The following is a 26,070-nucleotide window of genomic DNA, read 5'->3' on the forward strand; positions in this document are numbered from 1 at the left end:
GTGGCGGACCAAGCGCCGGGAGTGCGCATCGACGGCCTCACGGTCGTCTACAAGACGTCGGCGGGCGAGCTGCCCGCCGTACGCGGCATCAACCTGACCCTGGAGCCCGGCACGATCACCGGCATCGTCGGCGAGTCGGGGTCCGGCAAGTCCACGCTGGCCCTGTCACTGCTCAACGCGGTGCAGCCACCGGGCCGGATCTCAGCGGGCAGCGTCGAGATCGACGGGCTCGGCGACGTGGTCGGGCTCGCGGGCGAGCAACTGCGCAAGGCCAGGGGCGCCCATATCGGGTACGTCTTCCAGGCCGCCCAGAACTCGCTCAATCCGCTCAAGACCGTCGGCAAGCAGCTGCTCGACCTCGGCCGCTCGCACGGCGTCGAGGACCTGCGCGGGTTGGTCCGCGAGGCCAAGGAGCTGCTCGGCCGGATGGGCCTCGACGGGGCCCGCGTGCTGGACTCGCACCAGCATGAGCTGTCCGGCGGCATGCGGCAGCGGGTCGGCATCATGCTGGCGCTGGTGCTCAACGCGCACCTGGTCGTGCTGGACGAGCCGACGACCGCGCTCGACATGATCACCCAGGCGAACATCCTCAAGATTGTCCGCGAGGTGCACGCCGAACGCGGTCTGACCACCCTGGTGATCACGCACGACATCGGCGTGGTGGCCGAGGTGGCCGACCGGCTCGCGGTCATGTACGGCGGCCGGCTGGTCGAGCAGGGCCCCACCAGGCAGGTGCTGGGCTCGCCCCGCCACCCCTACACCAGGGGCCTGATCAGGGCCATCCCCCGGCTGGTCGGCGACATCGACGAGGCCCGGGCGCTGCCGGGACGCCCGCCGACGCTGGTGACGGTGCCGAAGGAGGGCTGCGTGTTCAGGGAGCGCTGCGAGCTGCGGATGGATGTCTGCGACACCGTCGATCCCACGGTCGTGGCGGACGGAGCCAGGGTCGTGGCCTGCCACGCCGTGTCGGTGAAGGAGCACGCCTCGTGATTACCGGAACGGGCATCACCAAGACGTTCAAGCAGCGGGGCAACGTGCTCGGCCACAGAGAGGTCCCGGCGCTGCGCGGTGTGGACTTCGAGATCGCCAAGGGCGGGTCCGCCTCGTTCATCGGCGAGTCGGGCTGCGGCAAGACCACGCTCGGGCGCATCATCGCCGGGCTGGAGACGTACGACGCGGGCGACATCGAGATCGACGGCACGCCCATGTCGCCGCTCAAGCACAAGCACCGGCAGCCGCACTTCCGCAAGATCCAGATGATCCACCAGGACCCGTACTCGGCCCTGAACCCGACCCGGACGATCTACCAGACGCTCCAGGCGCCGCTGGCGCTGCGGGCCGGGCAGACCGGCCGGTCCAAGGGGTGGATCGACGAGCGGGCCGCCGAGGTGCTGTCCCTGGTCGGCCTCGATCCGGGAACGGTCCTGTCGCGTTACCCGCACCAGCTCTCAGGCGGCATGCGGCAGCGCGTCGTGATCGCCCGCGCGCTGACCGTCGATCCCGAGATGCTCGTCGCCGACGAGGCGGTCTCGATGATCGACGTGTCGCTGCGGCTCGGCATCCTGGCGCTGCTGAAGGACCTGCGCGAGCGGCTCGGGGTCAGCGTGCTGTTCATCACGCACGACGTGGCCACCGCGCGCTACATCGGCGGCGACGGCGAGCTGTACGTCATCTACCGCGGCCAGGTCGTGGAGCGGGGCCCGGTCGACACGATCATCGCCGACCCGGTGCATCCGTACACGCAGTCCCTGCTGTCGGCGATCCCCGTGCTGCACGGGCTGGAACTGCCCGGCGAGGAGCCGGTGGTGCCGCTGGAGTCGCTGGCCGAGGGCCAGTCCGAGAGCGGGTGCCTGTTCGCGGCCCGGTGCCCGTTCCGCGGAGACGGGTGCACGGAGGAGCGGCCGCTGCTCCGGGTGACGGAAGGTGTTCCGCAGGAGCACGCCTGCTACTACCCGCAGCGGCGCAGCGTCATCGCCCGCCCGATGAGCGAGGTGTGACCCAGTGGCCCAGGCCGGCGATGCCGTGACGCCTGTCCGCCAGGCGAGCGCCGCCGCGGAGTTGCGGGACGCCGCGGAGGTGGCGCGGGCGGCGCTCACGCTGGACCCGGGCGAGGGGCCCGCCCTCGTCGACCGGTTGGCGAACCCGCCCACCGGCCGGCGCTGGACCGCCCTGGTGATCGATGGCGGGGTCGTCATGGCCTCGGTGTCCGGCAAGGATCCGGCCGTCGGACATATCGACCTGCTGGCCGTACACCCCGAGGTGCGGGGCCGGGGACACGGCCGGGAACTGGTCCGCGCGGCCGAGGAGTGGCTGCGCTCGGCGGGCGTGACGCAGGCGCGCTTCGCCGGGAACCCGCCCTGCTACGCCTGGCCGGGCATCGACGTGCGCTACACCGCCGCCGCGTGCCTGGCGGAGAGCCTCGGCTACGAGCGCTACCACATGGCCTGGAACATGACCGCCGGCCTCGCCACGGACCTGTCCGTCGACGACGACCTGGTACGGCTGGCCCAGCGGGACGTGTACGTCCACACGGCGGCCGAGCAGGGGCGCGAGCGGGTCGCCGCGTTCGTGCGCGAGCATTGGAACGAGAACTGGGCCTGGGAGGCCGTCAACGCCACCGGGCTGCACTACGCCGAGCGCGACGGCCGGATCCTGGGATTCGCCGCCTGGGGGTCGCGCCCCGCCTGGTTCGGGCCGATGGGGACGGCGCCCGAGGCGCGCGGGCTCGGCGTGGGCGGGGTGCTGCTCCGCCGCTGCCTGGCCGACATGCGCGCCGCCGGGCAGTCCAGCGCCCAGATCAGCTGGGTCGGGCCGCTGCGGTTCTACTCGCGGGCCGTGGGCGCGCGGACGGAACGCGTCTTCTGGCTCTATCGACGCGATCTGGCGTGATGTCACGCATAGAGCAGTCGTCCTTCGGGGTGGACGGGGTCCGGGCAGAGGGTGCGCGGGTCCTCCCCGGCGTCCAGGCACCGCGTGAGCGTGTCGGAGCCCCACAGGTGGTCCATGAACAGCTCGGGCCCCCACCAGGCGAACTCGCCGGGGTAGAGCGTACGGGCCACGTGCAGCATCGACAGTCCGGTCAGCACCGGCCGGTACGCGTCCCGGTCGTACACGTGCAGCTGGACTCCGTGCACGGTCGCGCCCGCGTGCTTGTGGAACATCGGCGTGAACCACGTCTCCCTGAACCGCACCCCCGGCAGGCCGAGCGCGTTGAGCGCGGGCGCGAACCGGTCATCGACGTACGGCGCGCCGACCAGCTCGAACGGCCGGGTGGTGCCGCGCCCCTCGGAGAAGTTCGTGCCCTCGAACAGCCCGGTGCCCGGATAGGCGTACGCGGTGTCGGTGGTCGGCATGTTGACCGACGGCATCACCCAGGGCAGCCCGGTCTCGCCGAACGTCATGCCACGCCACCAGCCGTCCATCCGCACCACCTGAAGGTCCAGGTCGAAGCCGAACAGCGTGGCCAACTCCCCCGCGGTCCTGCCGTGGCGCACCGGCAGCGGGAACCTGCCGACGAAGCTGGCGAACTCCAGATCGAGCAGCGGCCCCTCCTCGACGGTCCCGCCGAGCGGGTTGGGCCGGTCCAGCACCACGAACCGCAGGCCCAGCCGGCTCGCGGCGGCCATCAGGTCGTACATGGTCCAGATGTAGGTGTAGAAGCGGGTCCCCACGTCGGCGATGTCGAACACCAGCGTGTCCACGCCGGATCGCGCCACCACCTCGTCCAGCGCCGCGCCGGAGACCTTGTGCGTGTCGAAGACGGGCAGGCCGGTTCTGGCGTCGATCGTGTCGTGCTCGCTGGCGTTCGCCTGAGCGGTGCCCCGCATGCCGTGCTCAGGGCCGAACAGCGCCGTCAACGGCACTCCGGCCGCTCTGAGAGCGTCCGTCGTCGGGGTCAGATCAGGCAGGACGCCTGTGGGATTGGTGATCAGGCCCAGCCGGTCGCCGCCCACCAGGGTGGGATCCGTGGCCAGCCGTTCAGCGCCGGTGCGTACGTTCGTCATTAACCCATTGTCTGAAAGATATTTACAAGAGAGAAGTAGAGGGTGGAAATTAGCGTCATGATCAATCCGCTCCCTGAGCCGCCCACCGAACAGAGCGATCCCCGCTACAGCCAGATCGACCGGCTGCCGACGGATCAGGTCGCCCGGCTGATGAACCAGGCCGACGCCGCCGTGCCCGCCGCGGTCGCCGTCGTGATCCCGGCCATCTCCGCCGCCATCGACGCGATCGCCGCGCGCATGGCCGACGGCGGGCGGCTGCTGTACGTCGGCGCGGGTACGTCGGGGCGGTTGGCCGTGCTCGACGCCTCCGAGTGCCCGCCCACGTTCGGCACCGATCCGTCGCTCGTCCAGGGCGTCATCGCGGGCGGACTCGACGCGCTCACCCGCTCCGTCGAGGGCGCGGAGGACGACGCCGAAGCGGGCGCCGCCTCGCTCACGGCGCTGGAGGTGGACGCGCTCGACTCGGTGGTGGGCGTGTCGGCCAGCGGGCGTGCGCCCTTCGTCCTCGGTGCGCTGGCGGAGGCCACCCGCCGGGGCGCGCTGACCGTCGGCCTTTCGTGCAACGACGGCGCGCCCCTGTCGGCCGCCGCCGAGCACGCGATCGAGGTGGTGGTGGGACCTGAGGTGGTGACCGGCTCCACCCGTCTAAAGGCGGGCACGGCTCAGAAGCTGGTGCTCAACATGATCTCCACCATCTCCATGATCCGGCTCGGCCGTACGTACGGGAACAAGATGGTCGAGATGTCGGCGATGAACAGCAAGCTGGCGGACCGGGCGGTCCGCATGGTCAGCGACATCACCGGCGCCGACCACGACACGGCGGAAAATGCGCTGGACGCGGCGAGCGGCCAGGTGAAGATAGCGGTGCTGATGATCCAGCACGGGCTCGACGCCGGTGGGGCGCGGGCGCTGCTCGAATCGCACGGCGAGCGGCTCAGCGACGCGCTGAGCAGCTGACCGGCGGACGCCGGGCTTGTATTACAGGCCGGCCTGCTGCGCGGGCCGGATTCCTGGGTGAGCCGGATTCCTGGGTGAGCCGGATTCCTGGGTGAGCCGGAACTGCTCGTGGGCGCGGTGAACCCACGAGCCGGTGGATTTACGGGGAGGCTGGACGATGTCCGATCGGCTGGACGCCATCCTGGCGGACGGCGTGCCACGCGTGTGCTCGGCGGCGGTGGCGCTGATCGCCGTGGACGGCTCGGTCGCGGCCTCGGCCGTCGCCGGGGAGCTCGTCCGCTATGCCGACGCCGAAGGAACCCTGGCCGCCGACCGGCCACCGGCGGCCCGCGACTCGGTCTTCGACCTGGCGTCGATCAGCAAGCTGTTCACCACGGCCGTGGTGCTGTCGCTGGTCGAAGCGGGCCGCCTGGACCTCGACGAGCCGGTGGCGGCCTGGCTGCCGGTCGGCGACCCGCGAGTCACGCTGCGGCGCCTGCTCACCCACACGGCCGGTCTGCAGCCCACCCGACGCATCGATCTCGAACTCCCCGACGCCGACCCGGCCACACGCATGGCGGCGATGATCGGCACCCCGGTCACCGGCCCGGTCGGCGGTCCTTACCTCTACACCGACGTGGGCATGGTCATGGTGGGCCGCATCGCCGAGTTGGCGGGCGGCGCGCCGCTCGACACGCTGGTCGGCGAGCGGATCACCGGCCTCCTCGGCCTGGCGGACACGGGCTACCGGCCGGGACCGGCGACGCTCCCCCGGGTCGCCGCCACCGAATGGAAACCGGAGCGCCAAGGGTCCGCCGCCACCGACGGGCCGTCGGAACACCAGGGGACCGTCGCGGGCGGGACACCCGAGCCGCAGGTGCCCGGTTGTGTGCGGGGCGAGGTGCACGACGAGACCGCGTACGGGCTGGGCGGCGTGGCGGGGCACGCGGGCGTGTTCGCGACGGCCGACGACCTGCTGACGTTCGGCGAGACGCTACGGCTCGGCGGCGGCGGATTACTGCGCCCGGAGACCGTGGCCGAGATGCTCCGCGACCAGGGAGCGGAAGGCGCGGCGTTCCGGCACGGCCTCGGCGTACGCATCGGCGACCCGGCCATCGTGGGACCGCTGGGCGCCGCCGCCTTCGGCCACTCGGGGTTCACCGGCACCTCACTGGTCGTCGATCCGGTGCGCGGGCTGACCGTGGTGCTGCTGACGAACGCCGTACACCCGGTACGCGGCCGCGACGGCATCCGCGGCCTACGCCACGCGGTCGCCGCGGAGGCGCTCCGCCTCGCGGGCTGAAGCGCCGATGCGACACCCGGCCCGTTTTACGAGGACCAGGGTGCCGAGGTCACGTAGCTGGTGGAGCTCGGCGGGGCGATCGGCCCCGACGGGGTCGAGGACGACGGGGAATGCGGCGCCCAAGGGGAATCTCCCGGCTGATCTGGACGGATGGGAGTGAAGCGCACCGGCAGGTGCGCCAGCGACCGGTGGAACGGGCCCGGCCGCCACGGCAGTTCCGCACGCGGCACGGTCAGTTCGAGGTCACTCAGGTGAGAGGTCAGTCGCTCGATCGCGGTCACGGCGATGAGCAGGGCCGGGTCGCTGACCGGGCAGCGGTGCGGCCCGGCGCCGAAGCTCAGGTACGCGCCGCCGTCGGAGCGCAGCTCCTCAGGGACGTTGGTGGGCTCGGTGTTGGCCGCGGCGTAGGAGACGAGGACCAGCTCTTCCGGCTGGATCCAGGTGCCGTGGAAGTGCACGGGCTGGCGCACGAAGTACGGGCCGAAGTTCGCCATGGCGGGCTCGGCGCGCAGCGCCTCCATCACGGCGTCGTACGTGCTGAGCGCCCCGTTGGACAGGGAACTGTAGTAGCGGTCGTCACTGACCATCCGGGAGATCGCGTTGGAGATCAGGCTGGACGTGGGGTCGAAGCCCGCCGCCATGACGAGCACCACGGACTGCACCAGCTCATCGCCCTCCAGCCCGGCTGGATGGTCGATGAACCAGGAGGTCAGGTCGTCGCCCCGCTGGGCGTACTTGGACTGGATCAGCTCGCCGATGTACTGGCTGAAGGCGTCGCTGCCCCGTTTGCCCACCTCGCCGTCCGCTTCCATCATGTCCGACAGGGCCTTGCTCAGGGTGGCGCTGTCGGAGTCGGGCCGCCCGAAGAGCAGGTTGAAGACGCGCAGCGGGATGGGCCGGGCGAAGTCGGCGGCCAGGTCGGCCTCGCCCTTCGCGGCGAACTGGGCGATGAGCGAGTCGGACACCTCGATCACCATCTGGCGCAGCTTGTGCGGCTGGACCAGCGCGAAGCAGTCGGAGGCCACCTTCCGGTAGCGGGCGTGCTCGGCCCCGTCGGCGAACAGCGCGCTGGGCCGGTAGCCGAGCATGGCGATCATTCCCGCGGCTTCGGGAGTGTCGGGGAGCTGGGTCTGCCAGGCGCTGGGGTTCTTGCTCCAGACGCCGCCGGCGTTGGTGAGCACCTCCAGGGCGGCCTGGTAGCCGATCACCAGGTGGGCCCCGATGCCCGGGGAGATCTCCACGGGCGCGACCGCGCCGTGCCGCCGGCGCAGCTCCGCGTAGACCGCCTGCGGGTCCCTGGCGTACTCCTCCCCGTACAGCCGCCCGGCGTCGGGCATGTAGCGCAGGGTCATGACAGCACCAGCTCTCTGATGTGCTCCACCAGCGCGATCAGCGAGGCGCGGGCGGAGGCGGGGTCACGGGCGTCGCACACCACCAGCGGCGTGCTCGGGTCCAGGTCGAGCGCCTCGCGCACGGTTTCCAGCGGATAATCCGGCGAGTCGGGGAAGTGGTTGACGGCCACCGCGTAGCGGATGCCGGCGTTCTCCACCAGGTCGAGTACGGCGAAGCTGTCGTCGATGCGGCGGGTGTCGGCCAGCACCAGCACCCCCAGCGCGCCACGGACCAGCTCCTTCCACAGGACCTGGAACCGGGTCTGCCCCGGCGCCCCGAACAGGTAGAGCACCACACCCGGCAGGGTGAGACGGCCGAAGTCGATCGCGGTGGTCGTGGTCGTCTTCCGGTTCACGCCGGTGAGGTCGTCGACCAGTGTGCCCGCCTGGGTGAGCACCTCCTCGGTGTTGAGGGGCTTGATCTCCGAGAGCGCGTCCACGATGGTCGTCTTGCCCACACCGAACGGTCCTGCGATGACCAGTTTGACCGGGATGTGGTCGGTACTGATACGGCTGTCAGAGAGCGCGGAGGCCACTGAGCACCAACTCCAAGATCTCGATGTCGGGCAGGTCGGCGGCCGGCGGATCGCGGGTCAGCAGCGTTCCGCCGCCGACGAGCCCGGCGACCAGCAACCGCACCACGCAGTACGGCAGGCCCAGATGCGCGGCGCATTCGTACACCGACAACGGCCCGCCCTCCAGCAGGGCCAGCAGATGCGACCCCGGAGGGTCGAGCCCGTCGGTGGCGGCGTCGGGCACGATGGACACCAGGGTCGTGCGTTCGACGGTGATGTGCTCGGGCACGGTCAATCTCGCGGCGGCCATGTAGTCCGGGACGACCCGCCGCCGCTGCCGTCCGGAGGTCATGTCCGGGGCACCCTGGCCGCGCTGGCCTCGTCCAGAGCCTTGATCAGCTTCTGCACCTGGAGCTGCACCTCGTAGGCCAGCGAGCCGATGTTGACCGCTCCGGTGGCCGCGACGACGATGGCGGCGCGGTCGCCGGCCGGGGCGACGTAGTAGTAGCCGCTGCCGGCGGAGATGACGATGTCGACCACCTCGTCCTCGGAGCCGTCGCTGAGGCCGTCGCACAGGGCGCGGGCGGCCGCCAGGACGGAGCTCGTCATGGCGGCGGCGCGCTCGCCGGTCTCGGTGCTGACGTCGGACGAGCCGCCGAGGATGAGCCCGTCACGGCTCAGCACCACGCCGCGGGTGACTCCGGGCAGCGCCAGCAGGGGCGACAGGACCCAGGACACGTCGAGGGACAACGGGCGCCCCTTGGTCTGAACGCGACCGGAAGCACTGTGAGTGTCCATGGAGCGGTCATTTCCCTTCGGTGATGTCTTGCTGCTGCGGCGGGAGCGCTTCGCGGCGGCCCGCTTCGGCTCCGACCTGGAAGTCCCCCCACCGCTTCTGGGCCTCCTCCGGAGTGGTGAGCACCTTTCCGCCCGAGCCGTCGGCACCGCTGGAGCGGGTGGGCTTGGAGCCGGACGCGGCCCGCGCCGGCTGGCGGCGGCGCTGCGGCAGCGGCGCCAGCTCCTCCGTCTGGCGTTTCTGGGGCCCTGTCGCGGGTTCCGGACGGCGCGCTTCCGCCGGCTCGGACCGCACGGGCTCCGGCCGGAAGGCGGCCGCGGGTCCCGATCGGATGACCGTGGCGGCGGTCGGGACGCCGGCGCGGACCGGCTCGGGTGCCAGCACCGACGGCCTGCTGTCCTCGGGCATCTCCACCAGCAGGGCTGTCGGAATGCTCAGCACGGCCTGGACACCGCCGAAGGCGCTCTTCTTGATCGTGACCTGCATGCCGTAGTGCGCGACCTGGCGACCGATCGCGGCCCAGCCGGTGCGGGGCGGGTTGCCCAGGTCGACCAGGCGCACCGGGTGGGTGCCGCTCAGCAGGCGGGTCGCGCGGGCGTACTGCTCCTCGTTGAGGCCGACTCCGGCGTCGTCGATGACGATGGCGGCGCCGTTGTTGGTCTCGTGCACGGCGATGGTCACCTTCAGCGTGCCGTGGGAGTGGTGGACCGCGTTGGCCAGCAGCTCGGCGGTGGTGAACAGGATCGACTCCGCGGCCCGGGCGGCGACCCCGATCCGGCGGCGCAGGTGGTTGGCCGGGCCCTCGATGCGCTGCTCGAAGTTCTCCACCCGTGAGATGGCGCCCACCATGAGGTCCACGAGATAGGTGTCGTCACGCGACAGGCCGGGCGTGGCGCCGCAGGCGATGCCGGTGACCTGCACGCGGCGGATGATGAGTTCGTTGAACATGTCGAGCCCCAGCACCTCGCGCAGCAGCGCGGTGTGCTCGTCGCCGCTGTAACGCTGTTGCACGTCCGCGAGCAGGTCCTGGGCGCGTAGTGCCTGGGTCTGCACGCGGGCTATCGCGCCTCTGACGACCGCCTGGGCCGCCTCGTCGATGCGCTCGCCCTCCTCGCGGACGCCGCGGGTGAGCGTGTCGAGGATGGCGCGGTGCAGCCGGTCGACGTTCGTGCCGGCGAGCGCCGGGTTCTGTACGCCGGGCACGATCACGTGCGGGGCGCGCAGGTGCGACAGCAGGGCGGGAATCCGCTTCGAGACCAGGTACTCGCTCTCGGCGTGCACGAGGTCCTGCTGGGCGCGCGCCTCGCGCAGTAACTCCGCGCTCTCCTTGGCCTGGCGCTCCGCGCGCACCAGCCGCTGGTCCCTGGCGCTGGACTCGCCCGTCAGGTGCACTTGGGCCTGACGGGCCTGAACGAGCTGCCCACGGGCCTGGGCGAGGTCGCGGCGTACCCGCGTGTGGAGGATCAGGACGCCCACGAGGGCGAGGGCGAGAACGGCGGCGCCGATCATTATCGGGACGCTGAAGGAGTCTGGCGGCATGGCGATCCTGGGGTCGGGGGAAAACCGGCGGACAGCTATTGACCGCCGGAGAGCCTGCGCTAGCGGCGCGTGGGGGTCTCGCGCAGCGGCAGGCTGGGATCGCGTCGGTGTGACGCGCGCCCTTCCGCGACGCCGGCACGGTTGAGTGCCTGATGCGGTTCGGACTGAGGCATGGCCGGGCCAGGCGACATGGGCATCCTCGGTCTCGGCGGAACGATGGGCAAACAGGAAAGCGGGATTTCCAGAAGGTCACGATAGTCTACGGTGCGTAAGATCGTAACTGCGTTCGGCCATATATCATGATATTTGTCGGGATTGATCGGCTTCGCCGAGGTCGAAGGCGACGTCGGCGAGGTGGACCGTCCGCACCTCCGGGTCGTCGAGGAGCTTGCGCAGGTCGGCCAGTTTCCAGCGGTCGACGACGAGCCCGTACACGCCGCCGTCCTCGGCGTCCTCGGTGAGCAGCTCGTAGTACAGGTCGAACTCGTCGAGGTCATCCCCCTCGTTGAGCAGCCCGACCCACCGGCGGAACTCCGCCAGCGCCGCCACCGGCTCGGTCTCGCACTGATAGGTGACCTCCGCCGAGAAGCCGTCCTTGGTCATGCCGCGGTTCCAGACGACCGCGTTCACCGCGGGCGGATCGCTGGAGTCGTCGTAGGAGGACAGCGAGTAGAGGTAGGAGACGTCCTCTCCTCCGCAGATGCTGTGCCTCCGGTTGAAGGCGACGAGCCGATCGGTGGTCATCGTGCCCGCGAACTCCACGACCGCGACGGCGTCGAGCGTCTGGGGAAGTGCGTCGATGGCCTTCCGGGCCGCTTCCTTCAGCCCTTCGTCGACGTCGGGGGCCTCCCGCACGGAATCGATCGCGTAGGCCAGGCTGCCGGACGGCCCGTCGAGGGAGGGAGCCCGGACGGACCCGAACGAGTTCTCCACGATCTCGTACTCCTCCTCACCCTCGCTGGGACCGGCCTTGCGCGGCTCCCCCCACAGCGTGTAAGTCGTCCCCCGCAGTCCCCCGCCATCGGTGTGGCCGTTCGCCAAGCGCTTGTCCGGGTTCACGACGCGGGCGGCCGTGCCGTACACCTGGGCCGTCCGCTCGTCGTCGAAGTCGACGAACAGCCACAGGACCCGCTCGCCCACGCCGAGGACCAGTAACAGCGCCGCGGTGACGGCCACGACCTTGACAAGGGACTTGGCCACATATGCCCAGTCGGGCTCTCTCACGTTCATCGCCGCACACTACTAGATCTAGATCAACTTCGAGCATATATCGGGCAATTTATAACAATCGCGTCAGTCGTCTACTACGGCGAGCATTTTTGACAATCCGCCCATAGAAGCCATTCATTCCCTCAAGAAACAGACCCGATCCTGCGACGTTGCTAAAGCCGTTATATTGCATGATTCTTCGGCCATAGCGGTTTATGATGGCTTCCTGTGCACGGGACCCGGGGAATCCCGTTATAGAGGTAACAGGGGGACATGAGGCATGGAGTGGTTTCTCGGTCTCATCGGGGGAACTCTGATCAAGGGCTTCGTCAACTTGATTCCGCAACTCATCGGCGACGAATTACGCACCCGCGGCGTCATCCGTACGATGAACCACCAAGACCGACTGAGCCAGGTCGCCGACGAACGACGGCATGCCGCGCGGATGGCCTACCTGGACGAAGAGCATCAGCGACAACTCCTGTTGGAACGTTACAAAAACCTGAACACCCACTATCCGCTGGGCACCATCGGGCGGCTGCGCTCGATGACCACCGATCAGCGGCCGGCGGTGCTGGTCTCGCCGATGAGCTTCGCCGGTGGGACGAGTGGGCGGGTCCCCGGTCTGGTCCACGACGCGTTACGCCAGATCCCGGACTTCTCCCGGCACGCCGCGCTGCACACCGGGGCGTTCGTCAGCGACAGCGGGGTGAGCCGGCTGATCGAGGGCTCGACGGGTGCGGCGGAGATCAGCGCCCTGGAGTTCCCCTCGCACCCGGCGGTGCTCGTCTACTTCGAAGCCGACGGAGATCACCTCAACGCGTTCGCGTACCTGAGCTCCCTCTTCCCGACGATCGACGGTCAGACGGGCTTCCCGATCCGGATCGCGTGCTTCGGCTGGGACGACCGGACGACCACGGACCGGCCCGGCGAGGGCGCGCTGCCTGTCTGGCAGTACGTCAACATGACCGAGCTGGACTACCCGGACGAGCAGATCGTCGCGGGGATCGTGGCCTGGTTCGTACTGACCTGCGTGGAGACCTACTGGCAGCTACGCGGCGCCGCGGTGAGCCTGCGCCCGGACACGGCCGGGCCCGTCGGCGGTCCCGTGCCCGGCCCGGTGGGCGCACCGGCTCAGGCCATCGGAGCCCAGGAGGTCGGGGCACAGGACGTGTTCGCCTGCCGGGTGGAGATGGAAGTCATGGAACTCGAGCGACGGGGCTTCACCGTGGAGACCCTGGAGCTCGATCGAGATCGCGTGGCGCTGATCGTCTCGACGAACGCCCTGGGGGTTTCGTTCGTGCTCGACGCCGGCTTCCCCGCCACTCCGCCCGACGTCTTCTTCGTGGAGGACACCGGACCGGAGCACCTCGAGCTCGACGCGTCCATCTGGTCACCGGAACGGACCCTGCTGGACATCGTGGAGGTGCTCGGATGAGCGAACATTTCGTGGTCCGCATCTACGAGTCCGAGCTCGCGGTGATCACCGACGAGACAGTGGACCATCACGAGCTGGAGACCGGTGGCAGCCTCTTCGGCCTCTTCGGCCACGGCGGCGGGCCGACCGTCTTCCTCGCGACGCGTCCGGCGGGAGAGGTCCTGAAACGACAGGCCTCTCTGGAACTCGACCCGCAGGTGACCCGCGCGCTCGAGCAGGTCGCCTGGGACGGGTTCGGGGTCCAGTGCATCGGCATGTGGCACTCCCATCACTGGATCGGTCTGATGGAACCGAGCAGTGGCGACCGTGAACGTACCCGCAGGTACGCGCAGAAGTATCACCGTCCGCAGTACACCGAGATACTCGCCAACTTCGTCAGCCAGGAACCGCCGAATTCCCGGCGCGGCCTGGGCAGGCCCGGGACCGACTACCGCGTCCAGCTCACGCCCTTCTTCTATCTGGACGCCCGCAACCTCACCAGGGCGGAGACCTTCTTCCACGTGCTCCCCGGGGAGAGCCCGCTGCGCGGCACCCTCGCCAGGCTGGTGGGCGGGCTCGTGGACAGACCTGGCCTCAGCACGGCCATGCGGCCCGCTCCGCGCCTCCCGCAGGACTCCTACCGGCTCGCCGGGTCAGCCGCGTCGGCGGTGTCCGGGTGGCGGCGCTTCGTCTCTGGCGTACGGCCGGACTCCGGGGACGTCGGCGAGGTCGCCGACGACCATCGCGCTGACGATTCACTTGAGACCTCGCACGTCAAGCCGGCAACCGAGGAGCCGGCCGGCAGCTCGGCGGTCTCCGAGAAGCGGCCGGACGATCCGGAGCGACCGCGAGATGCCACGGACCTCTCAGCGGCTCCCGCGAAGCCGCCGCAGCCGTCGCTGTCCTCTGGAGGCCGGAGCACGTTCCTGCCGATCCCTGATCTCCCCGACTTCGTCACGCAGTACATCGAGCCCGCGGTGCAGCCGCTGGCCGGTCATTACGACGTCGAGGTCAAGGTGATCCACGCGGACCGCATCGCCGTGATCGTGCGAATTCCCGGCCGCGCGACGCGTCTTCTCCTGTTCGCCGCGTGGGACGGCGAACGTGCGGTCACCGCGGACTGCAGGGTCGCGGTGGTCCGCGGGAAGTCGCAGGAGGTCGTGGAATGGCGCGCGCGGCAGTGGGCGGACCTGTACGACCTGCGCGTCCCGCTGAAGTGGGGAGTGCTGCTGCTGGAAAAGCTTCGTTGAATTCTAGGGGGGAACTGTGGCCTGGGATTACTACCAGAGGATACGACTCGTCGATGACTCGAACGGGCTGCGGACGTACTTCCCGTCCTTCAGCTTCTATGAGCCGACCGGTCACACATATGTCAGCGGCTACTGGACGAGCAACATGGGCAACGGCTACGGGATGACGATCACCGTACCGCCCGGTTACCCGGACGAGTGCCCGAGCACCTACATCAGTTATCCCAGCCCGTTGCAGGGCTATATGGGGTGGCGGACGATCGAGTCTTATGGCACCAGCCACGATATGCACACCTGGAAGACCGATCAGCCGGGGTGGGTGAAGATCTGCACTTATCGCCCCGAGCACTGGTCGGTCGAGCACTCGATGCTGAAGATAGTCGAGAAAGGCCTGCTGTGGATCGTCGCGTATGAATGCCATCTGCAGGACGGCAAGCCGATCAAGAATTTTCTCATAGACGCGTGAAAGAACCGAAATCGCAGGAGGCCCCCATGGCCACGGATAAACACAACGACATCCGGGCGTTCATGGAACAGATGAAGGCATCGGGGGGAAACCCGCCGTCCGGCAAGCGGATGGTGCTCAACCCGCAGACCGGCAAGTTCGAGGTGCGCTCGGTCGGCGACCGGCCCGGCGACCAGATCCCGAACGTGTCTGCCGAGGACATGAAGGCGTTCGCTCATGACTGACCAGGCGACCGTGCCCCGCCACGTGGTGTTCACCGACAGCGCGCTCGCCGTCATCGCGAGAGTCGCGACGCCCGGCCCGATGAGGCTGGGCCTGCGGCTGAGTGACCAGGGCGACCTGGCAACGGTCGAGGGAGCGGCCGGCGACGACGTTCTGGTGCTGCCGGAACAGCCCGCGGACGACTGGGTCCTCGACGAGCCCGGCCCGCTGATCGTGTGCTGGACCGGAGACGACGGCATCCGCGCGCATCGCACGTCCGGCTTGGGCCGGCCGGTCGGGGAACGGCTCGGGACCTCCGTGGTCCCCGCCGCCGCGGACGCCTTCGAGCGAGTGCACGGCATCTTCGAGACCGACGTGCTCCGGAAGAAGTCCGTCGCGGTGCTCGGCCTGGGCTCCGGCGGCAGCTTCATCGTGCGCGAACTCGCCAAAGCCGGAGTCGGCCGCTTCCTGCTCCTCGACCATGACCGGCTCGAGGTGGGGAACGTCTCGCGGCACGAGTGCGGGCTCGCGGACGTCGGCCGGCTGAAGGCCAACGCGATGCGCGACGTCGTACATCAGCACCATCCCGCCGCGCGGGTCTTCACCAGCGGCCTGCACCTGAACGGAGAGACCCGCCGGCAGGTCAGGGACCTGATCAAGTACATCGAGGCGGATCTGGTGATCTGCGCGACCGACACCCGGGAGAGCCGGCTGCTGATCAACCGGATGTGCCTGCAGGCGGGACTTCCGCTGATCCTCGGGGGTGTCTACCGTCGCGCGTACGGCGGCATCGTGCAGCGGGTCGTCCCCGGTCTGACGCCCTGTTACCAGTGCTTCGTACAGGCGCTTCCCGAACAGGCCGCCGACAACGAGATCAGCAGCGCGGAGGACGCCGCGCGCGTCTCCTACACCGACCGCGCGGTGGCCCCGCAGCCGGGACTGTCCACCGACATCGTGCCCATCGCCCTCCACATGGTCAAGCTGGCGTTGCTGGAACTGCTCGACGGCGAGTCACCCGCCTTCGCCACCCTCGGCGCCGACCTCGTCGCCCCGATCCACCAGTGGATCAACCGCCGGGAGCTGGCCCACGCGGGACTCGAGCCGATGGGGGTCTCCATCGACCAGCAGAGCGTGCTCCGCTGGTACGGAGTACTCCTCCACCAGCTCGAGGACTGCGCGGTCTGCGCGACCGGCTCCGACGCGGCCAAGTCGGAAGACGACGAGTACTTCGGCGGCCCCGAACCGGCCTGACCGGTTATACCGTGCCGATCGCTGACTCGTGCAGGAACGATCGCAGTTCGGCTGTGTCGATGATGTGCGCCAGTCTCGGGAAGACGCTGGTCATCAGGGTGTGGTGGGCTTGCGGGTCCGGGTCGGTGACGCCGTCGGACAGGATATAGAGCTGGTAGTCGCGGTCGGCGGCGTCGATGACGGTGGACAGGACGACGCCGCTGGTGGTGAGGCCGGCGATGACCAGGGTGGTGATTCCGCGATCCCGGAGCTGCCGGTCGAGGTCTGTCGTGGACAGGGCGCCGTAGCGGGTCTTGCGGACGATGATGTCACCGGGCTCGGGGGCGAGCTGATCGTGAAAGGCGGTGGCGGGATCCTCGTGGTGCATGAGGCGCTGCCGGCCGATGAAGGAGAAGGTCTTGTTGGCCGGCGGGATCGCCGCCCAGTCGGCTTCGGTGAAGCCCACCCGCACATAGGCGATGGCGGCACCGTGGGCTCGCATGTCGGCGATGGTGCCGGCTACCCGTGACAGCAGCGCTTCGGGGTTGGCCGGCTCGGGGAGCGAGGCCAGGATGGCCGGCTGGTAGTCCATGACGAGCAGTGCGGCCGTCCGAGGGTCCAGCGCCGGGGTGGTGACGGTCATGTCGCTCCTTGGGTGATGTAGGGGTTCCGGGGCCGGATGAGGCGTTTTTCGCGCTCGCGGTGGCGGCTTCACCGCCTTGTAGTCCCTCGGCGCCGCTCATCAAATCGGAGCCTGACGCGGGGTGTCCAACAACTGACAGGCCGGCAGAGACAACCAGGAGTTGTTCATGGAGCTGGGACCTCGGGCCGTCAGGAACTTCCTCGCAAGCGATCGTCTACTCTTTCGGAGGTGGCGAACGCATCTGAAGATCTCGCATTGCCCACCGCCCTGGCCGAGGTGGCCGAGGTCGGCTTCGAGTGGGAGTGGGACGAGGAGACCGACGAGGCCAGCGGCTGTGATTTCGAGCCGTACGACCAGTTCGAGGAGCCCGACCGGACAGCGTGGTGGTTTCGCCTGTGGACCGGCAACCAAGAGGTCGACGGCAGCGAGTTCCGCTTCTTCGGCACGACCGGGGCGGGTGACTACACCGGCTTCTGGCTGGTACGGCCCGACACGGCGATCACCGACCAGCCCGTCGTCTACATCGGTTCCGAGGGTGAGTATGGTGTGATCGCCCGCGATCTCGGCGACCTCCTCTGGCTGTTCGCCGCCGGCCTGGGCCCCGCCGAGGCCTTCACGGACCCCGGCTCCCCGGCAGAGCCGAACGAGGCCTTCCACGCCATCGCCGAGCGACACGCACCCGGCCGCCGCCGCTCCCCCAGCGAGATCGTGACTGGCGCACGAGCGGAGTTCCCGCATTTCCCGGATCTCATCGATGCGATGTGCCGCTGAACGGCACTTGTGACTGCGATCAGGTCTCTTCGAGGACGTGCACCTGGGGGAGGCTGCGGTGGCGGTGGTGGGCTTGGGCGATCGCAGCGAGGTTGTCGCGGCCCAGGGCACGGTAGGCCATGGTGAGTAGTTCGCTGGCGTGGTGTTCGAGCTCGGGGTCTCCCGCGCTGATCCAGTGCAGGTCACGGCCGAGGGTGAGAGCGTCGGCGGGGTGTCCGGCCTCGCAGCGGCGCCGTGCCTCGGCGACGTGGGCTTCACGGGCGGCTGGATCGTCGGTCAGCTCTTTTTGCAGGGCCGTGCAGAAGTCGTAGTCCTCCCACGGCCTCTGACGGCCGCGCTCAATTGCGGTGTCACCGTCGACGAGCGCGCCGCCGCCGTCCAGAGTCTCGATCCGATCCGGATCTCCGCGCTCGAGCAGTTCTGGCGAGTCCTTGTAAGCGTTGTGGTAGTCCTCGCCCTGCTCGTCGCGGTCGCCGGTCTCGAAGGTCATCAGGACCTCGCGCAGGAGCCGTAGCCGGTGCCGTCGTACGACCACCTCGAGGTCCATGGGATCGGCCGGCTCATCGTCCCAATCTCCGAGGTGGCGCCAACCCCATTCGAGCGTGTTCCGGACGGCCTCGAGAGGGGTACGCGACGGGAGACCCACGCCGCCACCATCGTTGTTGTAGTAGGAGGCGACGCCGGTGCAGGTGCGTCCGTCGTCGTACCAGAGCCCGAAGTGCAGCCCGTCGCCGCCGCCGTGCATGAACGTGAGGAACTCGGGCGGGTCGCGGTAGTAGCGGCCGTGTACGCGCACATCGATGCCGGCCCGGGAACCGCGAGCGGGATCATCGAACAGGTCCATGATCCCGAACGGGTACAGTTCCAGGTCGTCGAGGGCCTGCTTTCCGGTCGGGCCCAGGGACAGCAGGAAGGCCCGGAACCGGAAGATCGAGTCGGGCAGCTGGAATCCCCAGTCGCGGGCAAGGCGTTCCTCGATCGCGGCGCGCTCGTGCTCCACCTGGGCCACAGCAGCCGACTGGTCTTGTGGTTGATTCGCCGCCCTCCACACCGCGTAGTCCCGCAAATCGGCGGCGGAACGCGCTGCGGCCCGCCGACGGTCGGCCCGTTCCCACAGCGTCGGCGGCGGATCGGGCTGCCCGAATATCGTGGCCAGCAACTGTTCTTCGGCATGGGAGCGGTCGATGGCCGGATACCGCGACCGGCGTTCTTCCCGGGCGGCCGCAGCCGGCAGCCAGCGGCCGGAGTCGGCCGCCACCCGCCGTCTCGCCTCACCGGCCGGCAGCGGAGCGATCTCCTGATCGAACGCGCGCAACGCCACCGCCTTGCGCTGCCGCACATCGGCGTCAACCTCGGCACACAACGCGGTGTAAGCGTCCCACTCCTGGGCCAGATCCTCCTCGGGAAGATCGACACGCTCGAGAAAGAACTCGAACTTCGCCCCATACTCGAGATCGTCGTATTGCGCCGCTATCCGCTCCCGCAGCCCCGCAAGGACCTCCTCGTCGGCCTCCGCCTCGCTGGACCACAGCTCGGGTACGTCCTCGGGATGCTCTATCTGGTCCCGATGGAGTTCCACCGCTGTTTGCCGGCCAAATATCGTCACCTGCGCTGTCAGCCTGTCACCGTCCACAGAGACGAGCTCCGCATCAAAGCTGGCGAACGGGCCATCGACAATCCTCACGAACTGACGCTCCACGGTGGGTCCCCTCCCGGACAATCACTGGGCCAGATGATAGAGATCGCCACGGACATACGGGCCCGACAACCGCTGTGGTCCCGCTGGGTCAAGTCGCTGCCGGCCCGAACAGGCGGTCCAGGTGGTAGTCGCCGGCGACTTCGGTACGCGGGTCACGATCGGGGGCGATGTATTGGCGCCGAATGTGCGCGCGTCGTCTGCCGGATGTCGCGGTTTGTCGACGGCTGCCACCGTCGGTTGCGGCCGTGACACGACCATGACACGGCACGGACGAGGCAGAGACACGGCTGGCCGACAGTGGACGTGCTCGACCGGCGGGCGACTTACGGAGCGTGAGGCGAAGCAATCCGGCCACCCGCACCTGGACGACGCTGTACGGCCTGGCGTCACGGCGTCGCCCTCATCAAAGCAGGGCGAGAGAAACCGGCCGGAGCTGCTGTGACCGTCCGTCGGACAGAAACGTTACGGCGAAGGTGATCACGAAAAGGAGAAGACATGGCTGATGGCAGGCAATGGGACCGACGTTCGCTGTTGCGGGGCGCCGCAGTGGTGGCCGGTGCGGCCGCGACCGCACCGCTGCTGGGCAAGACCGCCACGGCGGCCACGGCGTCAGTCGGCACCGATGCCGCGGACGCGCTGTTCAAAGCCGGCAAGTTCGAGGAGGCCGGCCGCGCGTACGAGAAGATCCTGAACACCGACCCCACGAACCTGCGCGCGGCCCGCCAGCGCGGCTATGTGGGGCTACTGTCCAACCGGTTCCCCGAGGCCGAGAAGTACCTCAAGATGGCCCTCCATCTGGCGCCCGACGACAAGGACACCAACTACTTCCTGGCCGACTGCTACATGCGGCAGGACAAATTCGCCCTGTCCGCACGATGCTGGCAGGCGACCGGCGACGATACCTACGCCAAGTGGTTCGCGGCGATCAGCGGCGAGGCGTATCAGATCCACGGCGACATCGCGCGGGTGGAAATCAAGCAGATGGACCCGTTTCCGCTGGTGGAGGCCTCGCTCAACGGCGGACCGGCGAGGCGCTTCCTGCCCTACACCGGCGCCCCGAATCTGAACCTGCGCGGGTCGGTGGCCAAGGAGGCCGGGCTGAGCCCCATCTTCAGTGAGGAGACCGATTTCGGGCAGGGCACCGTATGGGCGCACTACGGAATGCTGGACTCCTTCAAGCTGGGCGACATCGAGCTGCGCAACATCCCCGTGGGCTGGTCGGAGACGGAGTCGGGCGAAGACGTCGACACCGACAGCGACGGCCTGATCGGCACCTGGGTGTTCTACCACCTGCTGACCACCTTCGACTACGCGGGCCGGTCGCTGATCCTGCGCCGCCCGACCCCCGAGGCGGCCGACAAGGCACGCGCCGCCGCCGAACGGGCGGGCGTCAAGCCCCTGCCGCTGTGGCTGGCCCGTGAGCACCAGCTGCACAGCCTGGGCAGCATCGCCGGCGGCGCCAGCTCCGGCCCACGGGTGGTGGGCGTGAACTTCGGCGGAATCGGCGAGATCGTCGCGGGTATGCACGGGGAAACGGCCAAGCAGTTGCAGATCCGCACCGACTACGACCGCCCGGTCGAGACTGCTGCCCACAACCACCCAGTTGTCGCCTACCCCTGCTACCCGAAGGAGATCCGCCTCGGCCACGCCGTGGCCAAGGACGTCTACTGCTACACGAACCCACAGGCCGCGATCGCCCCCTTCGGGTTCGACCTGCTGGCCCACCTCGCCCACTGCTTCTGGAAGCCCTACAACATCACCCTCGACTTCACCGACATGAAGCTCTACCTCGCCTCCGGCAAGGCCGCCTGATCACCGCGACCGCACGGGCGTCATAGGAGCTACCTGGAACTGCCGGCTGCCACGGGCGACGGGGTGCGGACCAGACGCCCTCACCCCGTCGCCCGGGAGTGAGCCGGCCACCGGAGCAGCAGCCACGCGCGGTCAAGCAGGGCAAGCGGGTAGAGGTACGTCGGGGACCAGCGTCACCTACGCCATGCCCGATGGCCATTCGTCCAGGGAGGCTTGACGCTTACCGAGGGTAAGGACGGACGCACGGAGTTGGTACTCCTGACGAACGCCACACACCCCGTACGCGGCCGCGACCTGCGGCTGGCGGCGTCCTGACACCGGACCGTGGAAGTGTTCCGTCCCGGCCGATGCGCGTGCCAGCAGTCCAGGGAGCCCAAGATGGCGTGACCTAATCCCGATCACGGCGCGAGACCCGGTAAGCATGTGGTGGACGGACGAACGGTATCGACTGAGAAAGCAGAGGCGCCGCGATGCGTGATGAGCTGACTGTGCGGCCGATGGGCAGGGTCGGGTTGCCGGTCACGCCGGTGGGGATCGGGTTGGCCGCGCTGGGCCGGCCGGCGTACATCACACTCGGCAGGGACGAAGATCTCGGCGGTGATCGCAGCGTCCCCGCGATGCGGGCGCGGACCTGGGCGGTGCTGGATGCGGCGCTGGCGGCCGGCGTACGGTACTTCGACGTGGCCCGCTCCTACGGCAGGGCCGAGGAGTTTCTCGCCGGCTGGCTGCGTGAGCGCGCCATCGCGCCCGGGACCGTCACCGTGGGGTCGAAATGGGGGTACGCCTACGTCGGCGACTGGCAGATGGACGCCGACCGGCACGAGGTGAAGGAACTGTCCGCCGACCGGCTGCGCCACCAGCTGGACCAGACCCGAGAGCTGCTGGGCGAGCATCTTTCGCTGTACCAGATCCACTCGGCCACCGTCGAAAGCGGCGTGCTCGACGACAAGGACATCCTGGCCGAGCTGCGCGAGTTGCGCGCCGGGGGCGTCTCGGTCGGCCTGTCCACGACCGGCCCGAGCCAGGCGGACACCATTGATCGGGCGGTCGAGATCGGTCTGTTCGACACGGTCCAGGCCACCTGGAACCTGCTGGAGCGATCCGCCGGTCCGGCCCTGGCCCGGGCGCACCGTTCCGGTCTGGGCGTGATCGTCAAGGAGGGTGTGGCGAACGGCCGCCTGACCTCCCACGCCGCGCCTGCCGTGCTCGCCCAGGCCGCCCGGGAACGCGACCTCACGCCGGACGCCCTGGCCTTGGCCGCCGTCCTCGCCCAACCGTGGGCCGGCGTGGTGCTCAGCGGGGCCGCCTCGGTGGATCAGTTCAGCAGCAATCTGACCGCGATCCGCGTCGACTGGGATACGGAGCTGGACGAGCGCCTGGCCGTACTGACCGAGAGCGCTCAGACGTACTGGACGACACGAAGCTCGCTGCAATGGCAGTGATCACTCCGTTGCGGGGACTGTCCGTGGCTGGGTTGTGAACTTTTCGCGGTGACTCGTAGGGGCCGAGATCGCGGGGTTCGGCTGGTCACGGATGCGTGCCTGTGGCGATCATCGGCGCGGCTCGGCGTCGCCGCGCCGGCCCACGCCGGCTGCGACGACGCCAAACTCACGCGGGGCGCGACCATGTACGGCGTACGTCTCCTGCGTGCTGGCTCAGCCAGCGGAACACCTGACCGCGCCCGCGACTACTTCCTCAACCAGAGCATGTAGAACGGGCTGTCCCAGCGGCAGTCGTACTCCTTGTAGTTTTCCATGACAAGTTTGGCCGTCCCCGCCTTGACGCAGTTCGTAAGAGTCCTGAAGCCCTGGTACGGGGCCCAGCCCGACGCCGTGGCACTGGCCGGGGTCGCGGCGGCGAGGGCACCGACAGCGAGGGTGCCGGCCATCATCAGGGTCACGCCGAACCGTGCGGCTTTCTGTCGCAAGACATGGTCCTTCCTCAGTGGGCGGCGCACGCGCCGCCATACGGATGGCCCCACGGTAACGTCACTTGATCATGAAATGCAGGCATTTGTCGATCTTCGCCGGGAAGACACCCCCGTGCTCGTCGACCTCCAGCACTGGCCACCGCCCGCCGTTGTGATGAGGCGGGAACCCAGCAGCGCGACGTGGCCGACCGGTCAGGTCCCCAGGGCCTTGGCGAGGTGGCGTTGACGGCCTGGGTGTCCGTTTCAAGGGACGAACGGTCCGGCGATGTCGCGGGCTGCCGGCGTACGGCTTCAAGCGCAGAACCACGTACAAGCAAACGTACAGAGCTGTTCAGCGTCTCGGATGACCACCGGCTCCCGAGTAAGGGTGAAAGGCACTTGCGCACCGCGGCTCAGTTTGTGCGTTCATCTGTCACCGCGGGGATTTCTTGGATGATGAGGGCCGCAAGCCGCGTGGCTGCCTGCCGGAGGGGTGCCGTGTCACGCTGGACTCGGGCGAGCAGGAGCGCGCCCTCGATGGTGGACAGGATGAACACCGCCAGTTCAGCGGCCGCGGCGTCGGGGATTCCGCGTTCTCTCAGGCGTGCCGCGATGAGGGTGATCCAGTGTTGGTAGCCGTGGGAGCAGGCGGCTTGGACCTGGTCGCTGTCGGCGGCGATCTCCAAGGCAACGGTGGCCAGCGGGCAGCCGTCGCGGAAGCCTGATTGCTGCAGCACGGTGCCGAGCAGGTCGGTGATGGCGTGCGCTGCTGCGGCAGGGTCGGCCTGGGCGAGAACTGCGTCGATGGCCTGACCCCATTCGACGGCGGCTCGGGTGACCGTTTCGACGGCTAGTTGTTCTTTGCCGCCGGGGAAGTGGAAGTACAGCGTCCCCTTGGGCGCTCCCGCTTCGGACAAGATCTGGTTGACCCCCGTGGCGTGGTAGCCCTGCCGCTGGAACAGAGCTTGGGCCGCGTCCAGGATCTGTTGCCTGGTCTGGCCTCGTGGCGCCATGGGTTACTCCGCAGCAGGTGGGATGGCGGGTGCGCTGGATGTGTTCGCGGCGCGTCCGGAAGATTGCGCGGACTGGGCGCGGTCGAGTTCTGCTGGGTCGTGTGCGCAGAAGATGTCCACCTCTCCGGTACGCGCGAGGTCGTTGAGCCGTTGCAGGTTGTGGATGCGTGCGGCGCGGTCAGCCTGCAGAAGGGTCTGGAACGCTCCGGTAATCGGTGGGCAGGAGGGATCGTGCGTCATCTGGGCGTGATTGAAGTAGGCGTCGCCGGCATGCAGCAGCCAGCGCTTCGACCCGCCGTCGGTGCGGCCAGTGTCGACGGCGACGCCGGCGTGGCCGCGCGTGTGCCCGGCCAGCGGCACGAGCAAGATCGATGACGGCAGTCCGGCCAGATCGCCTACTCCGGAGAATCCGAACCAGTCGTCACCGGTCGTGGTGTGCGGTACCCAGTCGGGGCCGTGCGCCCAGTGCGAGGCGTGGTAGCGGAAACGTTCGCGGGCGTCGAGTGGGCGCCGCGCGGCCTCCAGTTCCGCTGCGTAGATGTGGACCTTGGCGTTCGGGAAGTCTCCCAGCCCGCCTGCGTGATCGACATCCAGGTGGGTCAGCACGATGTGCCGGACGTCATCCAGTTCGTAGCCGAGTCGGGCAACCTGGTGGGCAGCGGTCTCGTCCGCAGCCAGTACGGGGCGGGACAGCCGCCGGAACATCGGGCTCAGTCGCCCGGGGTTGCGTACGTCGCCGAGCCCCAGCCCGGTGTCGACCAGGACAAGTCCTGCGTCAGTCTCGAGAAGCAGGCAGTGGCACACGTTCCGCGCGAAGGTCAGCGGGCTGCCGGTGCCGCTGACCAGACGCCCGCCGAAGGGGCGCGTGGTCCCGCAGTTGAGATGATGGATCCGCATGCGATAAATCTATAGACTGGTCTATTAGTTTTCAAGCTCGCGTCCCGGCATGCGATCAGGTCTGGCTCTGTACTCGAACGCGTACGCCGACACGGGCCGCTGAGCAGTTCATGAGGCAACCGAACAGGCCCGACCTTTGAGATCATGAGGTTTTCTACGCCAAAAGATCACCTGAGAAGGCCGAGCCTGCCCTGCCGTCATCGCCGATCAGTGATGCCCTCTGCCACCTGGTCGAACAGACGCCGATGGCCGCCTCGGCCACCGATTGCGTCAGCCTTCTGGAACGCTTCCAGCACATCCCCGATCCACGCGACCCGCGTGGTGTCCGCCACACGCTGGCCTGGCTGTTGGCGCTCGCCTCGGCGGCCGTGCTGGCAGGATCGCGGTCGTTCACCGCGATCGGCGAGTGGATCGCCGATGCACCCGCCCAGGTCATGGCCGCTCTGGGAGTCCGGCGCGACCCGCTGAGCAAGCAGTGGCGACCACCGGATGAGTCGACCGTGCGGCGGCTGCTGGAGAAGGTCGACGCACGGGCGCTGGACGAAGCGGTCTGCTCGTGGCCGGCTGAGCGAGCTGCCAGGACAACCCCCGCTCCTGGCAAGACCAACGAGATCACCCGGTTCCAACCCCTGCTCCAACCTCTCGATCTCAACGACTGCGTGATCACTGCCGATGCCCTGCACACGCAGCGCGATCACGCCGTCTTCCTGGCCGAGCAGAAGAGGGCGCACTACCTGCTCATCGTCAAGAAAAACCAGCCCACCCTGTACGCCCAGGTCAAGAGGTTGCTGTGGAAACAGATCCCCATCCAGAACCGCGAGCGTGACTGCGGGAACGGACGCGACGAGCACCGCACGCTCAAGGTCGTCACTGCCAAGGCGGGACTGCTGTTCCCGCACGCCACCCTGCGCAACCTCGCCATCGGCGGCCTACGCCTGGCCGGAGCCGACAACCTCGCCCAAGCCGCCCGCCGCATCTCCCGCAACGCCACCCGCAGCCTCCCCATCCTCGGCCTCACCTGACCAAGGAACCGGACAGATATCCACTACGCCAGGGCCCTGGTCAGGTC

26 protein-coding genes are annotated in these 26,070 nt (G+C 68.9%); 14 read left to right on the plus strand and 12 right to left on the minus strand.

Going from position 1 to position 26,070, the window contains the following annotated elements; translation table 11 throughout:
* From KME78_RS38150 to KME78_RS38160, 3 genes are read left to right on the plus strand one after another with little or no spacing between them, the layout of a single operon-like run.
* Positions 1-990, plus strand: a complete 990-nt coding sequence (locus KME78_RS38150) for an ABC transporter ATP-binding protein (RefSeq protein ID WP_308127286.1) — start codon at positions 1-3, stop codon at positions 988-990.
* Positions 987-1,997, plus strand: a complete 1,011-nt coding sequence (locus KME78_RS38155) for an ABC transporter ATP-binding protein (RefSeq protein WP_219534326.1) — start codon at positions 987-989, stop codon at positions 1,995-1,997. Before KME78_RS38150 ends, KME78_RS38155 begins: the two co-directional genes overlap by 4 nt.
* A 4-nt stretch (positions 1,998-2,001) precedes the next feature.
* Positions 2,002-2,889 (plus strand): GNAT family N-acetyltransferase, encoded by an 888-nt coding sequence (locus tag KME78_RS38160; RefSeq protein ID WP_308127287.1) that lies wholly within the window; start codon positions 2,002-2,004, stop codon positions 2,887-2,889.
* A 2-nt stretch (positions 2,890-2,891) separates the two neighbouring features.
* Here the strand turns inward: KME78_RS38160 and KME78_RS38165 are convergent, their stop codons facing one another.
* Positions 2,892-4,004, minus strand: a complete 1,113-nt coding sequence (locus KME78_RS38165) for an exo-beta-N-acetylmuramidase NamZ family protein (RefSeq protein WP_219534327.1) — start codon at positions 4,002-4,004, stop codon at positions 2,892-2,894.
* A gap of 57 nt (positions 4,005-4,061) precedes the next feature.
* Between KME78_RS38165 and murQ the strand changes: the two genes are divergently transcribed.
* A complete protein-coding gene (murQ, locus tag KME78_RS38170; protein ID WP_219534328.1) occupies positions 4,062-4,961 on the plus strand; it encodes an N-acetylmuramic acid 6-phosphate etherase in 900 nt (299 codons plus the stop codon).
* 157 nt (positions 4,962-5,118) lie between these two features.
* Positions 5,119-6,243, plus strand: coding sequence for a serine hydrolase domain-containing protein (locus tag KME78_RS38175; RefSeq protein WP_219534329.1), 1,125 nt, complete (start codon positions 5,119-5,121; stop codon positions 6,241-6,243).
* A gap of 26 nt (positions 6,244-6,269) precedes the next feature.
* Here the strand turns inward: KME78_RS38175 and KME78_RS38180 are convergent, their stop codons facing one another.
* The 6 genes from KME78_RS38180 to KME78_RS38205 all read right to left on the minus strand — a co-directional run bounded on the left by KME78_RS38180 (position 6,270) and on the right by KME78_RS38205 (position 11,714).
* Complete coding sequence (locus tag KME78_RS38180) at positions 6,270-7,595, minus strand: cytochrome P450 family protein (RefSeq protein WP_219534330.1); 1,326 nt, start codon at positions 7,593-7,595, stop codon at positions 6,270-6,272.
* The gene (locus KME78_RS38185; RefSeq protein WP_219534331.1) at positions 7,592-8,170 is read right to left on the minus strand and encodes a GTP-binding protein; all 579 of its coding nucleotides are present in this window, start codon (positions 8,168-8,170) and stop codon (positions 7,592-7,594) included. The genes KME78_RS38180 and KME78_RS38185 overlap by 4 nt, the downstream gene beginning before the upstream one ends.
* Positions 8,151-8,501, minus strand: coding sequence for a DUF742 domain-containing protein (locus tag KME78_RS38190; protein WP_219534332.1), 351 nt, complete (start codon positions 8,499-8,501; stop codon positions 8,151-8,153). The genes KME78_RS38185 and KME78_RS38190 overlap by 20 nt, the downstream gene beginning before the upstream one ends.
* A complete protein-coding gene (locus tag KME78_RS38195) occupies positions 8,498-8,899 on the minus strand; it encodes a roadblock/LC7 domain-containing protein (RefSeq protein WP_219534333.1) in 402 nt (133 codons plus the stop codon). Before KME78_RS38195 ends, KME78_RS38190 begins: the two co-directional genes overlap by 4 nt.
* 55 nt (positions 8,900-8,954) lie before the next feature.
* Positions 8,955-10,484: a hypothetical protein gene (locus KME78_RS38200; protein ID WP_219534334.1), complete on the minus strand. Its 1,530-nt coding sequence runs from the start codon at positions 10,482-10,484 to the stop codon at positions 8,955-8,957.
* Positions 10,485-10,781: 297 nt separating this feature from the next.
* On the minus strand, positions 10,782-11,714 hold the full coding sequence (locus KME78_RS38205; RefSeq protein WP_219534335.1) for a hypothetical protein: 933 nt from the start codon (positions 11,712-11,714) through the stop codon (positions 10,782-10,784).
* A gap of 259 nt (positions 11,715-11,973) precedes the next feature.
* On the opposite strand from KME78_RS38205, the gene KME78_RS38210 reads away from it, so the two are divergent.
* From KME78_RS38210 to KME78_RS38230, 5 genes are read left to right on the plus strand one after another with little or no spacing between them, the layout of a single operon-like run.
* Entirely contained in the window at positions 11,974-13,131 is a 1,158-nt protein-coding gene (locus tag KME78_RS38210) for a hypothetical protein (RefSeq protein ID WP_219534336.1), read from the plus strand.
* Entirely contained in the window at positions 13,128-14,360 is a 1,233-nt protein-coding gene (locus tag KME78_RS38215) for a hypothetical protein (protein WP_219534337.1), read from the plus strand. The genes KME78_RS38210 and KME78_RS38215 overlap by 4 nt, the downstream gene beginning before the upstream one ends.
* 16 nt (positions 14,361-14,376) lie before the next feature.
* The gene (locus tag KME78_RS38220) at positions 14,377-14,826 is read left to right on the plus strand and encodes a hypothetical protein (protein ID WP_219534338.1); all 450 of its coding nucleotides are present in this window, start codon (positions 14,377-14,379) and stop codon (positions 14,824-14,826) included.
* Positions 14,827-14,852: 26 nt separating this feature from the next.
* Positions 14,853-15,050 carry a hypothetical protein gene (locus KME78_RS38225; RefSeq protein WP_219534339.1) on the plus strand — a complete coding sequence of 66 codons (198 nt, stop codon included), beginning with the start codon at positions 14,853-14,855 and terminating at the stop codon, positions 15,048-15,050.
* The gene (locus KME78_RS38230; RefSeq protein WP_219534340.1) at positions 15,043-16,278 is read left to right on the plus strand and encodes a HesA/MoeB/ThiF family protein; all 1,236 of its coding nucleotides are present in this window, start codon (positions 15,043-15,045) and stop codon (positions 16,276-16,278) included. The genes KME78_RS38225 and KME78_RS38230 overlap by 8 nt, the downstream gene beginning before the upstream one ends.
* Positions 16,279-16,282: 4 nt before the next feature.
* On the opposite strand, the gene KME78_RS38235 is transcribed toward KME78_RS38230, so the two are convergent.
* Complete coding sequence (locus KME78_RS38235) at positions 16,283-16,900, minus strand: cysteine hydrolase family protein (RefSeq protein WP_219534341.1); 618 nt, start codon at positions 16,898-16,900, stop codon at positions 16,283-16,285.
* A gap of 228 nt (positions 16,901-17,128) precedes the next feature.
* On the opposite strand from KME78_RS38235, the gene KME78_RS38240 reads away from it, so the two are divergent.
* Complete coding sequence (locus tag KME78_RS38240) at positions 17,129-17,671, plus strand: SMI1/KNR4 family protein (RefSeq protein WP_308127288.1); 543 nt, start codon at positions 17,129-17,131, stop codon at positions 17,669-17,671.
* A 19-nt stretch (positions 17,672-17,690) separates the two neighbouring features.
* Here KME78_RS38240 and KME78_RS38245 read toward each other — a convergent pair whose 3' ends face one another.
* A complete protein-coding gene (locus KME78_RS38245; RefSeq protein ID WP_219534342.1) occupies positions 17,691-19,355 on the minus strand; it encodes an ADP-ribosylation family protein in 1,665 nt (554 codons plus the stop codon).
* Positions 19,356-19,865: 510 nt separating this feature from the next.
* Here KME78_RS38245 and KME78_RS38250 point away from each other — a divergent pair.
* The gene (locus KME78_RS38250) at positions 19,866-21,182 is read left to right on the plus strand and encodes a retropepsin-like aspartic protease (protein WP_219534343.1); all 1,317 of its coding nucleotides are present in this window, start codon (positions 19,866-19,868) and stop codon (positions 21,180-21,182) included.
* 470 nt (positions 21,183-21,652) lie between these two features.
* Positions 21,653-22,624, plus strand: a complete 972-nt coding sequence (locus KME78_RS38255; protein ID WP_219534344.1) for an aldo/keto reductase — start codon at positions 21,653-21,655, stop codon at positions 22,622-22,624.
* 245 nt (positions 22,625-22,869) lie between these two features.
* Here the strand turns inward: KME78_RS38255 and KME78_RS38260 are convergent, their stop codons facing one another.
* The 3 genes from KME78_RS38260 to KME78_RS38270 all read right to left on the minus strand — a co-directional run bounded on the left by KME78_RS38260 (position 22,870) and on the right by KME78_RS38270 (position 25,001).
* Positions 22,870-23,109, minus strand: coding sequence for a hypothetical protein (locus KME78_RS38260; RefSeq protein ID WP_219534346.1), 240 nt, complete (start codon positions 23,107-23,109; stop codon positions 22,870-22,872).
* Between the two features lie 395 nt (positions 23,110-23,504).
* Entirely contained in the window at positions 23,505-24,104 is a 600-nt protein-coding gene (locus KME78_RS66515; RefSeq protein WP_219534348.1) for an LmrA/YxaF family transcription factor, read from the minus strand.
* A 3-nt stretch (positions 24,105-24,107) separates the two neighbouring features.
* The gene (locus tag KME78_RS38270) at positions 24,108-25,001 is read right to left on the minus strand and encodes an MBL fold metallo-hydrolase (protein WP_219534349.1); all 894 of its coding nucleotides are present in this window, start codon (positions 24,999-25,001) and stop codon (positions 24,108-24,110) included.
* A gap of 245 nt (positions 25,002-25,246) precedes the next feature.
* Between KME78_RS38270 and KME78_RS38275 the strand changes: the two genes are divergently transcribed.
* Positions 25,247-26,023: a transposase family protein gene (locus KME78_RS38275; RefSeq protein WP_219534350.1), complete on the plus strand. Its 777-nt coding sequence runs from the start codon at positions 25,247-25,249 to the stop codon at positions 26,021-26,023.
* Positions 26,024-26,070: the final 47 nt, after the last annotated feature.

The organism is Nonomuraea guangzhouensis, assembly GCF_019396345.1.
Lineage (GTDB): Bacteria > Actinomycetota > Actinomycetes > Streptosporangiales > Streptosporangiaceae > Nonomuraea > Nonomuraea guangzhouensis.